The organism is Clostridioides sp. ZZV15-6597, assembly GCF_020657815.1.
GTDB lineage: Bacteria > Bacillota > Clostridia > Peptostreptococcales > Peptostreptococcaceae > Clostridioides.
Window position 1 is genome coordinate 68,374 of record NZ_JAGWCT010000005.1, and the last position, 14,709, is coordinate 83,082.

At 30.9% G+C, this 14,709-nt stretch carries 19 protein-coding genes; all 19 read left to right on the forward strand.

Annotation, left to right across the window (positions count from 1 at the left end; translation table 11 throughout):
- The first annotated feature begins 5 nt into the window (after positions 1 to 5).
- The 19 genes from prmC (at position 6) to atpC (ending at position 14,330) form a co-directional block, all read left to right on the forward strand.
- On the forward strand, positions 6 to 857 hold the full coding sequence (prmC, locus tag KGF52_RS02390; RefSeq protein ID WP_227839026.1) for a peptide chain release factor N(5)-glutamine methyltransferase: 852 nt from the start codon (positions 6 to 8) through the stop codon (positions 855 to 857).
- Between the two features lie 43 nt (positions 858 to 900).
- Positions 901 to 1,965, forward strand: a complete 1,065-nt coding sequence (gene prfA, locus KGF52_RS02395; protein WP_227839027.1) for a peptide chain release factor 1 — start codon at positions 901 to 903, stop codon at positions 1,963 to 1,965.
- A 128-nt stretch (positions 1,966 to 2,093) separates the two neighbouring features.
- Complete coding sequence (locus tag KGF52_RS02400) at positions 2,094 to 2,774, forward strand: ZIP family metal transporter (RefSeq protein WP_227829086.1); 681 nt, start codon at positions 2,094 to 2,096, stop codon at positions 2,772 to 2,774.
- Between the two features lie 28 nt (positions 2,775 to 2,802).
- Positions 2,803 to 3,843 carry an L-threonylcarbamoyladenylate synthase gene (locus tag KGF52_RS02405; protein WP_227839028.1) on the forward strand — a complete coding sequence of 347 codons (1,041 nt, stop codon included), beginning with the start codon at positions 2,803 to 2,805 and terminating at the stop codon, positions 3,841 to 3,843.
- Positions 3,844 to 3,859: 16 nt separating this feature from the next.
- Positions 3,860 to 4,309 (forward strand): low molecular weight protein arginine phosphatase, encoded by a 450-nt coding sequence (locus tag KGF52_RS02410; protein ID WP_227829084.1) that lies wholly within the window; start codon positions 3,860 to 3,862, stop codon positions 4,307 to 4,309.
- Between the two features lie 16 nt (positions 4,310 to 4,325).
- Complete coding sequence (gene rpiB / locus KGF52_RS02415; RefSeq protein WP_227839029.1) at positions 4,326 to 4,778, forward strand: ribose 5-phosphate isomerase B; 453 nt, start codon at positions 4,326 to 4,328, stop codon at positions 4,776 to 4,778.
- Between the two features lie 35 nt (positions 4,779 to 4,813).
- Positions 4,814 to 5,443 (forward strand): uracil phosphoribosyltransferase, encoded by a 630-nt coding sequence (gene upp / locus KGF52_RS02420; RefSeq protein WP_227829082.1) that lies wholly within the window; start codon positions 4,814 to 4,816, stop codon positions 5,441 to 5,443.
- A gap of 291 nt (positions 5,444 to 5,734) precedes the next feature.
- On the forward strand, positions 5,735 to 6,550 hold the full coding sequence (gene yqeB, locus KGF52_RS02425; protein ID WP_227839030.1) for a selenium-dependent molybdenum cofactor biosynthesis protein YqeB: 816 nt from the start codon (positions 5,735 to 5,737) through the stop codon (positions 6,548 to 6,550).
- A gap of 227 nt (positions 6,551 to 6,777) precedes the next feature.
- Positions 6,778 to 7,215 (forward strand): deoxycytidylate deaminase, encoded by a 438-nt coding sequence (locus KGF52_RS02430; protein WP_227829080.1) that lies wholly within the window; start codon positions 6,778 to 6,780, stop codon positions 7,213 to 7,215.
- A 200-nt stretch (positions 7,216 to 7,415) separates the two neighbouring features.
- Positions 7,416 to 7,643 (forward strand): AtpZ/AtpI family protein, encoded by a 228-nt coding sequence (locus tag KGF52_RS02435; protein ID WP_227436243.1) that lies wholly within the window; start codon positions 7,416 to 7,418, stop codon positions 7,641 to 7,643.
- A 4-nt stretch (positions 7,644 to 7,647) separates the two neighbouring features.
- Positions 7,648 to 8,034, forward strand: coding sequence for an ATP synthase subunit I (locus KGF52_RS02440; protein WP_227436241.1), 387 nt, complete (start codon positions 7,648 to 7,650; stop codon positions 8,032 to 8,034).
- Positions 8,035 to 8,036: 2 nt separating this feature from the next.
- Positions 8,037 to 8,741 (forward strand): F0F1 ATP synthase subunit A, encoded by a 705-nt coding sequence (locus KGF52_RS02445; protein WP_227436239.1) that lies wholly within the window; start codon positions 8,037 to 8,039, stop codon positions 8,739 to 8,741.
- A gap of 70 nt (positions 8,742 to 8,811) precedes the next feature.
- Positions 8,812 to 9,072, forward strand: a complete 261-nt coding sequence (gene atpE, locus KGF52_RS02450) for an ATP synthase F0 subunit C (protein ID WP_021386434.1) — start codon at positions 8,812 to 8,814, stop codon at positions 9,070 to 9,072.
- A gap of 123 nt (positions 9,073 to 9,195) precedes the next feature.
- Positions 9,196 to 9,693, forward strand: a complete 498-nt coding sequence (atpF, locus tag KGF52_RS02455) for a F0F1 ATP synthase subunit B (RefSeq protein WP_227829079.1) — start codon at positions 9,196 to 9,198, stop codon at positions 9,691 to 9,693.
- Positions 9,690 to 10,235 (forward strand): F0F1 ATP synthase subunit delta, encoded by a 546-nt coding sequence (locus KGF52_RS02460; protein WP_227829078.1) that lies wholly within the window; start codon positions 9,690 to 9,692, stop codon positions 10,233 to 10,235. The genes atpF and KGF52_RS02460 overlap by 4 nt, the downstream gene beginning before the upstream one ends.
- 16 nt (positions 10,236 to 10,251) lie before the next feature.
- Entirely contained in the window at positions 10,252 to 11,754 is a 1,503-nt protein-coding gene (gene atpA / locus KGF52_RS02465; protein ID WP_227839031.1) for a F0F1 ATP synthase subunit alpha, read from the forward strand.
- Positions 11,755 to 11,781: 27 nt separating this feature from the next.
- On the forward strand, positions 11,782 to 12,660 hold the full coding sequence (gene atpG, locus KGF52_RS02470; protein ID WP_227839032.1) for an ATP synthase F1 subunit gamma: 879 nt from the start codon (positions 11,782 to 11,784) through the stop codon (positions 12,658 to 12,660).
- A 12-nt stretch (positions 12,661 to 12,672) separates the two neighbouring features.
- Complete coding sequence (gene atpD / locus KGF52_RS02475; protein WP_227436232.1) at positions 12,673 to 14,067, forward strand: F0F1 ATP synthase subunit beta; 1,395 nt, start codon at positions 12,673 to 12,675, stop codon at positions 14,065 to 14,067.
- 2 nt (positions 14,068 to 14,069) lie between these two features.
- Positions 14,070 to 14,330, forward strand: coding sequence for an ATP synthase F1 subunit epsilon (gene atpC, locus KGF52_RS02480; RefSeq protein WP_227436229.1), 261 nt, complete (start codon positions 14,070 to 14,072; stop codon positions 14,328 to 14,330).
- Positions 14,331 to 14,709 lie beyond the last annotated feature (379 nt).

Here is a 14,709-nt window from a genome sequence, read left to right on the forward strand (position 1 = left end):
TTATTATGACGATAAAAGATATAATTATTAAATATTCAGAGGAATTTAAAGATATAAGTGATACTCCAAGACTAGATACAGAATTGTTATTACAAAAAGCATTAGGTGATGTTGATAGATTGTATATTCACTTAAATCTAAATAAGGAATTAGATGAAGAACAGAAAACAAAATTTATAGGTTTTGCAGAAGAAAGAATAAATGGAAGACCAATAGCATATATAGTTGAAAAGAGAGAGTTTATGGGGCTAGATTTCTTTGTTAAGGAAGGAGTATTAATCCCAAGACCAGATACAGAAACTTTAGTAGAAGAAATAATTGAAATATGTAAAGATAGAAAAAATGTAAGCATACTAGATATAGGTACTGGTTCAGGTGCTATTACAGTTAGTTTAGCAAAATACATTGAAAATTCCAATGTGACATCTTTTGATATATCAGAAATAGCTCTAGAAATAGGAAAGAAAAATGCTATTATAAATGAAGTTGATGAAAAAATAGAGTACATCAAATCAGATTTATTTACAGCATTAAATGATAGTAATATAAAATTTGATATTATAGTTTCAAATCCACCATATATAAAAAAGCAAGATATAGAAACATTACACACACAAGTTAAGGATTATGAGCCATATAATGCGCTTGAGGGTGGAGAAGATGGATTGGATTTTTATAGAAAAATAACAGAACGAGGAAAGAAATATTTAAATGAATGTGGAATATTAGCATATGAAGTTGGTCATAATCAAGCTGAAGATGTAATTAATATTATGAAAAGTAATGGATATAAACAAATATATACAAAGAAGGATATACAAGGCATTGATAGAGTTGTTATAGGCTACAATATATGATATAATCAACAATTGATATGTTACATTTAATCGAGGTGAAAGTATGTTAAAAAAATTAGAGGTATTGGAAGATACATATAAAGACTTAAGTGAAAAAATAGGTGATCCTGATGTAATAAATGATCAAAAAGTTTGGCAAAAGTATATAAAAGAACATGCTGACTTAGAGCCTATTGTCATGAAATACAGAGAGTATAAAAGTGTTTTAGATAGTATAAAGGACTCAAAAGAAATTTTACAAGAAGAGTCAGACGAAGAGTTAAGAGAATTAGCAAAAATGGAGTTATCTGAAATGGAAGAAAAAGTAACTCCAATAGAAGAAGAAATAAAAATACTACTATTACCTAAAGACCCTAACGATGATAAGAACGTTATAGTTGAAATTAGAGGTGGAGCTGGAGGAGATGAAGCAGCTCTATTTGCAGGTGATTTATTTAGAATGTATTCGAGATATGCTGAGAGAAGAAGATGGAAAATAGAATTATTAAGTGCTAGTGATACTGGAGTGGGTGGATATAAAGAAGTATCTTTTATGATAAAAGGTAAAGGAGCTTACTCAAGATTAAAGTATGAGTCTGGAGTTCATAGAGTTCAAAGGATACCATCAACTGAATCTGGTGGAAGAATACACACATCAACTTCTACTGTTGCAGTATTACCAGAAGTTGAAGATGTAGAAGTTGACATAAATCCAAATGACTTAAGAATAGACGTTTTCCGTTCTTCAGGTAATGGAGGGCAAAGTGTCAATACTACTGACTCTGCTGTTAGGGTAACACACATACCTACAGGTGAAGTAGTATCTTGCCAAGATGGAAAATCACAATTAAAAAATAAAGAGCAAGCTTTAAAAATATTAAAAGCTAGACTTTACGATAAAGCATTGGCAGAACAACACAAAGATATAGCAGCAGAAAGAAAAAGCCAAGTCGGAACTGGTGACAGATCAGAAAGAATAAGAACATATAATTTCCCTCAAGGTAGAATAAGTGACCATAGAATAAATTTAACTTTATATAAGCTAGATGCATTCTTAGATGGGGATATAGATGAAATGATAGACGCTTTAATTACTGTTGACCAAACAGAAAAAATGACTGCAATATAAGGAATGTTTTAAAAGAGCTGTTTCTTTCTAGAAATTATTTTCTATTTTGAAACAGCTATTTTGCATTTTAGGTCATGTTATCATATTCTACTGTATATAATTGTTATATACAAGTACAGGAGGGTTATATGATACTAAAAGTAACGATGATTGGACTTTTGGCAGGTGTTATAGGGACAGGATTAGGGGGAGTCATATCAGCTATCTTCAAAAGAGAAGTTGATAAATACCTAAATTTCTTTATGGGATTGTCTGGCGGAATAATGTTGGCTGTAGTAGTATTTGATTTAATGAAAGAATCTATGGATAAAATGGGAGTAATCAATACAGTTATATTTACATTTGTTGGAGCTCTCATAACTATGTACATAAAAACAAGATTGGATGTATCTGGAAGCATGGCATCTGGATATCTTATATTCATAAGTATATTACTACATAATTTACCAGAAGGATTAGCTATTGGTTCTTCTTTTATGTCAACTGAAAGTTTAGGTATCACTCTTGCTATAGTAATAGGTCTACATAATATACCAGAAGGGTTAGCTATGGCATTGGGTCTGGTATGTAATAAAATGAGGATGAGTAAAGTTATTTTATTTACAATAATAGCTGGATTACCTATGGGTCTAGGAAGTTTTTTAGGTGTTTATTTTGGAGGAGTATTTACTTCTCTTATAGGTGTATTTCTTGCTACAGCAGGAGGTACAATGATGTATGTTGTATTGGAAGAAATTTTTCCACACTCAAAAAGTGTGTATTGTATAGTTGGTTTTTTGTTAGGTACAATAATTGTAAACTATATCTAAAATTAAAATGAAAGCAGGCATACGAAAGATGAAGACTATTATAAGTAATATTGATATAAATAATATTGATTATGAGGAAATAAAAATACAAGCAAAACTTCTTAGAGAAGGTAAAACGGTTATTTTTCCAACTGAGACAGTATATGGATTAGGTGCAAATGCATTAGATGAAAATGCAGTAAAGAAGATTTATGAAGCTAAAGGAAGACCTAGTGATAATCCACTTATAGTCCATATTTATGAAAAAGAAGAAGTTTGTGATTTAGCTAAAGATATAAGTAATAAAGCTAAGCTTGTTATGGAAAAGCTTTGGCCAGGGCCTATAACCATAATACTAAATAAAAAAAATATAATTCCATATAGAACTAGTGGAGGGCTTGATACAGTTGCAATAAGAATGCCTTCTCATATTATTGCCAGGGCAATAATAAAAGAAGCAGGTGTACCTATTGCAGCTCCTTCTGCAAATATATCAGGGAGACCATCTCCAACAAAAGCGAAACATGTATATGAAGAAATGAATGGAAGAGTTGATGGAATAGTTTTAGGAGGAGATAGTAACTTTGGATTGGAATCGACTGTATTAGACCTTACAGGTGAGATTCCTATGATATTAAGACCTGGAAGTATAACTAAAGAAGTTTTAGAAGAACTTCTTGGCGAAGTAAGGCTTGACCCATCATTAAGTAAAAAAGAAGATAATCAAAAAGCCAAGGCTCCAGGAATGAAATACAAGCATTATTCACCAAATGCAGATGTATATATTATATCTGGAAAAAGAGAAAATGTAGCAACAAAGATTAATGATATGATAAAATCTAATAAAGAAAAAGGTCTAAAAACAGGTGTAATGTGTATTAGTAGAAATAAAGAGTTTTATAATGGAGAAGTAATAGATTTGGGAAGTACTCTTGAGGAAGTAGCAAGTAATTTGTTTGATGCTCTAATAGAAATGGATAAAAAAGGTATAGATGTCATATATTCAGAGGAATTTCCTAAGAGTGGTGTTGGACAAGCAATTATGAATAGATTACTTAAGTCAGCAGGATATAAAGTAATAAAAGCTTAAAAGGGAGTTGTGAAATATGAATATACTTATTGTATGCACAGGAAATACTTGTAGAAGTCCCATGGCTGAAGTTATATTAAAGAAAGTTATTGAAGAGTCTGGAAAAAATATTGAAGAATATTGTATATCTTCAGCAGGTATATCTACAGTGAATGGTATGGATGCTTCTAAAAACTCTATAGAAGCTTTAAAAGAACTTGGAATAGATTTATCAAAGCATAAAAGTAGAGTAATCACTAAAGATTTAATAGATAAATCAGATATTATACTAACAATGACTAAATCTCATAAAGAAATTTTAGTCCAAGCAGTTCCAAAATGCAAAGAAAAAGTGTATACTTTTAAAGGGTTCGCAAATCAGGATGAGTCAGATATATCTGACCCATTTGGTGGAAGTTTGGATACTTATAGAGATACTATGAAAGAAATAATATATTCTGTCAACAAAATAGTAAAAAATATATAAAATGGAGGATAAAGAAATGAAAATAGGATTAGGCTGTGACCATGGAGGATATAATTTAAAAAAAGAGATAATAAACTATTTAGAAGGAAAAGGTATTGAATGTGTAGATTATGGAACTAATAATGCTACAGATTCTGTTGATTATCCTGCTTATGGAGAAATAGTTGCAAATGCAGTTATAGATAAAGAGGTAGATTATGGAATATTATGCTGTGGTACAGGGATAGGTATATCTCTAGCTGCCAATAAAGTTCCTGGAATAAGATGTGCAGTTGTGTCAGATGTATTTTCTGCAAAAATGTCAAAAGCACATAATGACGCAAATATGTTGTCATTAGGTGAAAGAGTTTTAGGTAAAGGTTTAGCACTTGAAATAGTTGAGGCTTGGATTAGCACAGATTTTGAAGGTGATAGACATGCTAGAAGAGTAAATATGATTAAAGCAATAGAAGAAAAACATAATAAATAATAAAAATTACAGTTTTATCAGGAGGAATTATCAAAATGAGTAAAGTGGTAGAGACAAACCATCCATTAATACAACATAAATTAACTTTAATGAGAGATAAAAATACTGGTTCTAAGGATTTCAGAGAACTTTTAACTGAAATTGCAATGTTAATGGGATACGAAATAACAAAAGATATACCATTAAAAGATATAGAAATAGAGACGCCTATTCAAAAAACATCATCTAAAGTTGTTGCAGGTAAAAAATTAGCTATAATTCCAATTTTAAGAGCAGGGCTTGGAATGGTAGATGGATTAGTAAGTTTAATGCCAGCAGCAAAAGTTGGTCATGTAGGATTATATAGAGACCCAGAAACATTAAAACCAGTTGAATATTATTGTAAACTTCCTCAAGACATAGGAGAAAGAGATATAATAGTAGTTGACCCTATGCTTGCTACAGGAGGTTCTGCTGTTGCGGCAATAGATTTACTTAAATCTAAAGGAGCTAAAAGTATAAAATTAGCTAATTTAGTAGCTGCTCCAGAAGGAATACAAGAAGTACAAAAATATCATGATGATGTTGATATATATGTTGCATCAATTGATGAAAAATTAAATGAACATGGATATATAATTCCTGGGCTTGGTGATGCTGGAGACAGATTATTTGGAACTAAATAAAAATTAATAACTATAAATATTTATTGGGAACTTTCTTATATAGTAAAAATTATTTAATATAAGGAAGTTCCTTTTTATATGTATTTTCTCAGAATAAGAATTCTTGAATTGATAAATTTCTCGAATTGAGAATAAAAAGCTTTTACCAATTAAAAAAGAATGGCTATTTTACACGAGTTTATAACTTATTAATAATTTAAAATATGGCATGTTAGTTGCTTACGATTAAATTGATATGTATTAATTGAGTTTAAATTAAAATATTAATGATATTATTGGGAGTGATAATACATGACAAATTGTATAGTAGTAAGAGGAGCTGGAGATTTAGCAACAGCAGTTATATATAAATTACATAATAGTGGTTTTAAAGTGGTTGCATTAGAAATAGAGGAGCCTTTAGCTATACGAAGACAGGTTTCTTTTTGTGAGGCTGTCTATGAAAAAGAAGTTACTATTGAAGGTATAGAGTGTAAACTTTGTAAAAACGAAGACGAAATCGAAAAAACGTTATCTCAAGGTAAAGTAGCACTTATTGTAGACCCAAAAGGGGAAAAATTATCTAAGATAAATCCAGTTGTTTTGATTGACGGAATATTAGCCAAAAAAAATTTGGGTACAACTAAAGATATGGCTCCACTTACAATAGCTTTGGGACCTGGATTTTGTGCAGGAAAAGATGTTGATGTGGTCATAGAGACAATGAGAGGTCATAATCTAGGAAGAATAATAACTAGTGGTAGAGCTGAAAAAAATACAGGAATACCAGGTGCAATAAAAGGGATTTCCAAAGAAAGAGTAATGCACTCAGAACATAGTGGAATAATGGAAAATGTATGTAAGATAGGCGATATAGTTGAAAAGGGTGATTTACTTTGTTATATTAATGATTATGGAAAAAAATATGAAGTTAGAGCAACAATATCTGGAGTTCTTAGAGGATTACTAAAAGATGGAGCGAAAGTAAATAAAAATTTAAAAATATTAGACATAGACCCTAGAAAAGAGGAAGTTAAGAATGCTTTTACGATATCAGATAAAGCTAGATGTATAGCTGGAGGGGTTTTAGAAGCCATATTAAAAAATGGAATCTATCCAATAAATTAATTTATAATAAATAAGACTATTAATATTTCATTAAGGTGATATAATAAATTTAATAGATTAAGGAGAGCATATAACGGGTATTTAAAATTTAAATGGTAAAAATGCTCTTTTTTTATTGGACATTCAATTGACATGTGTATATAATATAAAAATAAGTATTTATTTAGGAAGAAATCTAATAAATATATATGAGACCAGTACATAAACAAAGAGGAGAAAAGTAAATTATGAGACCATCATGGGATGAATACTTTATGGAAATTGCAGAAGTGGTAAAAAAGCGTTCAACTTGTATTAGGAGACAAGTCGGAGCTGTTATTGTAAGAGATAAACAAATTCTAACAACTGGATATAATGGTTCCCCAAGAAATCTTGAACATTGTGAAAATATTGGATGTAAAAGACAGGAACTAAATATTCCTTCAGGAGAAAGACATGAACTGTGTAGGGCATTGCATGCTGAGCAAAATGCTATAATACAAGCAGCTCATAATGGTATTAGTGTAGCTGGAGCAACTTTATATGTTACTACAAGACCTTGTGTTTTGTGTGCAAAAATGTGCATAAATGCAGGCATATTGAAAATTGTTTATGAAGGTGATTATCCAGATGATATGTCTACAGAATTGTTAAAAGAAGCAGGAATAGAACTTATAAAATTCTAGTAGATAAATTTTTTAGTGAATAATTTTAGGGTGACAATAAATGATAAAATTTGACACTGAAATACATGCTCATGAAATGATTAAAAGAAAGTGTTTGAAAAATAATCAGATTAGTAGTAAGATATATTTTATAATTAAATAAATTTATTATATAGATTAATTACATGTTATTTATTTTGTAATAATGAGGGATACTATTTATGAGTAAAAAAAATACACATATGGAAATTGCAAAGCTGTTTAGTTTAATAAGTCAAATAGGATTGATGATTGTAATATCAATATTAGGATGTACTTTCTTAGGAAAATTTTTAGATAGTAAATTAAATACAAGTCCAGTTCTAACAATAATATTTTTACTGTTAGGGGTTGGAGGTGCTTTTAGTGGTGTTTATAAAACTCTAATAGTATATACACGAAGGAAGTGATATATTGGATATAAAATTACTTAACCAAGTAAGGTCAGTAACAAAGGGTATAGTAATATTTGATGTAATTTTAATTGTGCTAATGTTGATAACATCAACATTAAGTAAGCCAGTATTTTTAGGACTTATATTTGGCTCTATAATAGCTATGTTAAATTTTAGATTATTAGCAATATCACTAGAAAAAACAGTGTCATTGCCAGCTGGAAAAGCACAAGCTTATGCATCAGCACAATATACCATTAGGCTATTTATAATGGCAGTTGTTCTATTTGCTTCAGCTAAGGTTCCACATTTAAATATAATCGGAACAGCACTAGGATTATTGAGTACAAAGTTTGTCATATTATCAAAAAACTTTATAAATAAATTAAAGAGGAAGGAGGCGTAAGTATGAGTCAAGCGCATTATTATCTCATAGGAAACTTTAAAATTAGTGAAACAATACTAGTGAGTTGGGGAATAATGGCCTTTTTAGCGATAGCATCTTATTTTTTAACTAGAAATTTGAAAAAAGTTCCAACTAGTAAAGTTCAAATATTTTTGGAATTTGCAATAGGTGGTCTTGCTAAAATGGTTACAAATGTTATGGGTAAAAACACAGTAAAAAGAATGCCATATATGATACCATACATAGGAAGTTTGTTTTTATTTTTCGCGTGCTCAAATTTAAGCCCATTACTTGGATTAAGATCACCAACAACTGACCTAGATACAACTGCTGCATGGGCAATGATTACATTTTTTATGATTTATTTTGCAGGAGTTAAATTTAAAGGAGTATCATACTTTAAAGAATTGGCTCAACCACTTGCCATAATGTTACCAATTAATATTATAGGTGAGTTAGCTAGACCAATATCATTAAGTTTCCGTCCATTTGGAAATATTTTAGGTGGAACAATTATAATGGGTCTATTTTATCAACTTTTAGGTTTTATATCTAGTCTAATACCAGGATTATCAATACCGATTGGACAGATATTAATACCAGTTCCATTACACTTGTACTTCGATTTATTTGCAGGATTGTTACAAGCATATATATTCATAATGCTAACAATGGTGTTTATATCAAGTGCAGGGGAATTAGATTAAGAAATCAACTTATATTAAGATAAAAAATAAAAAACAATTTAAATTTTTAAATTTTAAGGAGGAAATAATTATGGAAACAGCAATAGTAGCGGCAGCATCAGCAATAGGAGCAGGAATAGCAGTTGCAACAGGTATAGGTGCAGGAATTGGTCAAGGTGTAGCAGCAGGTAAGGCAGCAGAAGCAGTAGGAAATCAACCAGAAGCTAAAGGTGATATAACTTCAACTTTATTACTAGGTGTTGCTATAGCAGAGTCTTCAGCAATATATGGCTTGGTTGTATCAATAATACTTCTATTCGTAAATCCATTCTTCAAATACTTAGGAATGTAGATTTAGTCCTTAAATATTTTGAGATAGGTTTTATAGATAAATCATCTCAAACTTATAATCATGAGATGAATTTTATCATCTCGTGATTATAAGTAGTTATGATTTATGGAAAGGAGGATAATTATGGAAAAAGCACTAGTAGGTATAACATGGGAATTTGTATTCCAAATTGTTAATACTTTTATAATATTTTTACTTCTAAGAAAGCTTTTATTTAAGCCAGTTTTAAATATAATCCAATCAAGAGAAAATGATATTAAAAATGACTTAGCAGAAGGCGAAAAAGCAAAAACTGAAGGATTGGCGCTAAAAAAAGAATATGAGTCAAAAATCAATTTTGCTAAAGATGAAGGTCAAGAAATCATAAAACAAGCAACTATAAGAGCAGAGAAAAAATCAGATGACATAATAAGTACTGCAAAACAAGATGCTCTTGATATAAAAGATAAAGCAAGCAAAGATATAGAACAAGAAAAACAAAAGGTTATGAATGAAATTAAAAGTGATATATCAAATATAGCACTACTTGCGGCATCTAAAGTTATTGAAAAAGATTTAGATAAATCTAAACATGAAGAATTGATAGAAAACTTTATAAAAGAGGTAGGGGAGGCTAAATGATAAACGTAGTAGCAAATAGATATGCCGAAGCCCTATTTCAATTAGGAGAAGAAGAAAATTCAACTGATATATTATTTAAAGAATTAGAAAAAGTAGTAGATATGATGACTAAAGTTAGCAAAGATTTCTACAAAGTTTTAAAATCACCATTAGTTTCAAAATCAGAAAAGAAAAACTTGGTAGAAATCATTTTTGATAAGGAAGTAAGTTCTAACATAAAAAACTTCTTAAAAGTTTTAGTAGATAAAGACAGAATAGCGTTTTTGGAAGACATAGAGTTAGCTTATAAAGACTTATTAAATAAGAAAAATAATATAACTGATGGTGTTGCAATAAGTGCGATTCCAATGAGTGAAACAGATATTAAAGAACTTGAAGTTAAACTTTCAAACAAATACAACAAAAATGTTACTATAGAAAATGTAGTTGACAAGACTATACTAGGGGGAGTTCTAGTTAGAATTGGAAATGAGCAAATAGATGGCACTGTAAAAACTCGTCTAGATAAGATGAAAGAAAAGCTATCTGAAGTAATATCTTAAGAATGGCGGTGAACCCATGAACTTAAAACCTGAAGAAATAAGTTCTATAATTAAACAGCAAATAAAGAATTATGAGAATAAAGTTGAATTGACAGATACAGGTAGTGTTTTAACAGTTGGGGATGGTATAGCTAGTGTATATGGATTAGAAAAAGCTATGTCTGGTGAGTTACTAGAGTTCCCAGGTGAAGTATATGGTATGGCACTTAACTTAGAAGAAGAAGTAGTTGGAGCTGTTATACTTGGAGATGACAGTGGAATAAAAGAAGGCGATATAGTTAAGAGAACTGGAAGAATAGTTGAAGTTCCAGTTGGAGAAGCTTTAATAGGTAGAGTTGTAAACTCTCTAGGTCAGCCAATAGATGGAAAAGGACCTGTAGCTTGTACAAAAACTAGACCAGTTGAATCTGAAGCACCTGGTATAATAGATAGAAGATCTGTTTATGAGCCATTACAAACAGGTATAAAATCAATAGATTCAATGATACCAATTGGTAGAGGTCAGAGAGAGTTAATAATAGGTGACAGACAAACTGGTAAAACATCTATAGTTGTTGACACTATATTAAATCAAAAAGGAAAAGATGTTATCTGTATATATGTAGCAATTGGGCAAAAACGTTCTACTATAGCTCAATTAGTTAGTTCATTAGAAAAAGGTGGAGCTTTAGACTATACAATAATAGTTTCAGCAACAGCATCTGAATCAGCACCACTTCAATATATAGCACCATACGCTGGAGCAGCTATGGGTGAAGAATTTATGTACAATGGAAAACATGTGCTTATAGTATATGATGATTTAAGTAAACAAGCCGTTGCATATAGAGAAATGTCATTATTACTTAGAAGACCACCAGGACGTGAGGCATATCCTGGAGATGTATTCTACTTACATTCAAGATTACTTGAAAGAGCAGCTAAGTTATCTGATGAATTAGGAGGAGGCTCAATGACTGCCTTACCTATAATAGAAACTCAAGCTGGAGACGTTTCTGCATATATACCAACAAATGTTATATCTATAACAGATGGTCAAATATACTTACAACCAGAATTATTCTATTCAGGTGTAAGACCAGCAGTTGACCCTGGTATATCAGTATCAAGGGTTGGTGGTTCTGCGCAAATTAAGGCAATGAAAAAAGTTGCAGGTACATTAAAACTTGCATATTCACAATATAGAGAGCTTGCAGCATTCTCACAATTTGGTTCTGACTTAGATGAAGATACTAAAAAGAGACTTGCTCAAGGTGAAAGAATCGTTGAGATACTAAAACAAGGTGAGCATCAACCAATAAAAGTTGAAAATCAAGTTATGATAATATATGCTGTTATAAATAATCATTTGGAAGATATTCCAATAGATAATATAGCTAGATTTGAATCAGAATTGTATGCATTTGTAGATAATAATTATCTAGAAATATCAAGAAAAATATTAGATGGAGAAGACTTCACTCATGATTTAACAGATGCAATAAATGAATTTAAAGAAAAGTTTGTTGTTGAAGTATAATCCTTTTTAAAAAAGGAGGTAAATTAATTGGCAGGAGCTGGAATTAAAGCGATTAAAACACGTATGGGTAGTGTTGAAAGTACAAAACAAATAACTAAAGCAATGGAACTTGTTGCATCTTCTAAGCTTAGAAAAGCAAAAGAAAAAGCTGAAGATTCAAGGGAATACTTTAATACTTTGTACGATACAGTAAAGGATATTGCCCAAACAACACGTGGAGTTAGAAATGAATTTTTAAAAGTAAGAGAAGTAAAAAATAAATGCTATATAGTAGTGGCTGGTGATAGAGGTCTTGCAGGTGGATACAATTCCAATGTATTAAAGGAATCTGTATCTCACATGGAAGGAAAAAAAGAAACAGTTATCACAGTAGGAAAGAAGGCTTACGAGTTTTTTTCTAAGAGAAATTACAATATAGCAAAAGATATAAATAGTGTTGAAGCTTGTGGATATGAAGAAGCGATAGAAATTTCACAAACTGTTATTGACCTGTATAAAAAAGGTGAAGTAGATGAAGTTTATATAGCTTATACAAAATTTAAATCAGCTTTATTACAAGAAGTTGAAGTTTTAAAATTGCTTCCATTGGTGTTTGAAAAAGATACAGATGACCAAGCCATTGTAATAAAAGAAGAAAAACAAAATAAATCGAAAGTACAATATATACCATCAGCAGAAGCAGTCTTAAGTTATATTGTGCCTCAGTTTGTATCAGGTACAATATATGGTGGGATTTTAGAATCTTTTGCATCAGAGCAAGGAGCTAGAAGAACTGCGATGGAATCAGCCACAGATAATGCGAATGAAATGCTATCTAATTTAGAGTTAAGTTATAACAGAGCAAGACAGTCAGCTGTAACTCAAGAAATAACAGAGATAGTTGGTGGAGTTGAAGCTCTAAAATAGGGAGGTTAGGAAATGGCAAATGTAGGTGAAATAGTACAGATTGTAGGAGCTGTACTAGATGTTAAGTTTGATAATGAACAAAGCCTACCTAACTTATTAAATGCGTTAGTAATAAAGTTAGGAGATAAAGAAATAGTTGCAGAAGTTGCTCAACATATAGGTGATGATACAGTAAGATGTATCTCTATGAGTGCAACAGATGGACTTGTAAGAGGTATGGAAGTTGTAGATACAGGAGGACCAATAAGTGTTCCTGTTGGAGATGAAACTCTAGGTAGAATATTCAATGTTCTTGGAAAACCAGTTGATGGAAAGCCAGCTCCAAAGTCTGCGCCTAAGTTACCTATACATAGACCAGCACCAGCATATGACGAACTAGAAACTACAGCTGAAATACTAGAAACAGGTATTAAGGTAGTTGACTTGCTAGCACCATATCTAAAAGGTGGAAAAATAGGTCTATTTGGAGGAGCAGGAGTAGGAAAAACAGTTTTAATACAAGAACTTATAAACAATATTGCCAAGCAACATGGTGGTATTTCTGTATTCTCAGGTGTAGGAGAAAGAACAAGAGAAGGTAATGACCTTTATGGAGAAATGAGTGAGTCTGGAGTTATAAACAAGACAGCTCTAGTATTTGGTCAGATGAACGAGCCACCTGGAGCAAGAATGAGAGTTGCTTTAACTGGACTTACAATGGCAGAACATTTTAGAGATGAGCAAGGACAAGACGTTTTACTTTTCGTTGATAATATATTCCGTTTCACACAAGCTGGTTCAGAAGTTTCAGCACTTCTAGGACGTATGCCATCAGCCGTTGGTTACCAACCAACATTAGCTACTGAAATGGGTGCACTTCAAGAGAGAATAACATCAACTAAGAAAGGTTCAATAACATCTGTTCAAGCAGTATATGTACCAGCAGATGACTTAACTGACCCAGCACCAGCTACAACATTCTCTCACTTAGATGCAAAAACAGTTTTATCTAGACAAATATCATCACTTGGTATATACCCAGCGGTTGACCCTCTTGAATCTACATCAAGAATTCTTGACCCTAGTATAGTAGGAAAAGAACATTATGAAGTAGCCAGAGGAGTTCAATCAATACTTCAAAGATATAAAGAACTACAAGATATAATTGCCATACTTGGTATGGATGAATTATCTGATGAAGATAAGCTAATAGTTGCACGTGCTAGAAAAATACAAAGATTCTTATCTCAATCGTTTACAGTTGCAGAGCAATTTACAGGAAACCCAGGTCAATATGTTCCTGTTAAAGAAACTGTAAGAGGATTCAAAGAGATACTTGAAGGTAAACATGATGACTTACCAGAGTCAGCATTCCTGTTTGTAGGTACAATAGAAGATGCTGTTAAAAAAGCGAAGGGAAGTATGTAGTCATGGCTAGTGAATTTTCATTGAAAGTTGTAACTCCAAATGATACGTTTTATGATGGAGAAGTTGAAATGATAGTAGTTAGAACTACAAAGGGAGACAAAGGGGTATTGAAAGGTCATATACCGTTTGTTTCAGGCATACCTGTAGGAACTTTGAAGATAAAAAAAGATGGAAATTTTAAAGAAGCAAAAATATCAGAAGGATTTGTTAATGTAGACCAAAATAAAACTGTCATATTGACAGAATCTGCTGAATGGATTTAATAATTTAATATAAAACATGAAAAGTCATTTTTACTAAAATTATTTTTGGTCAAAATGACTTTTTTTATAATTTTGGTGTTAATAAAATAACAAAAAATAGAGTATAAAATATAGTGGAAGTGTAGTGACAGTAAATTCACAAAGTGTTTGAATTTACTGCAAAATTATGTTGCAATTAATAAGATAAAGAAGGTTTAGATAGATTATATAGAAGTGAAAAAATATTCATATAAGAAATCTATATAAAATTTTTATAAAATTTAAAAAATTTGCTTAGTTGTGTAGTATAATAAATAATATAATAGATTTACATAGATTATTTATTATAAATAATTTTAAAAGTTACAATTTTATTATAATGATTATTAAATTGGGATAA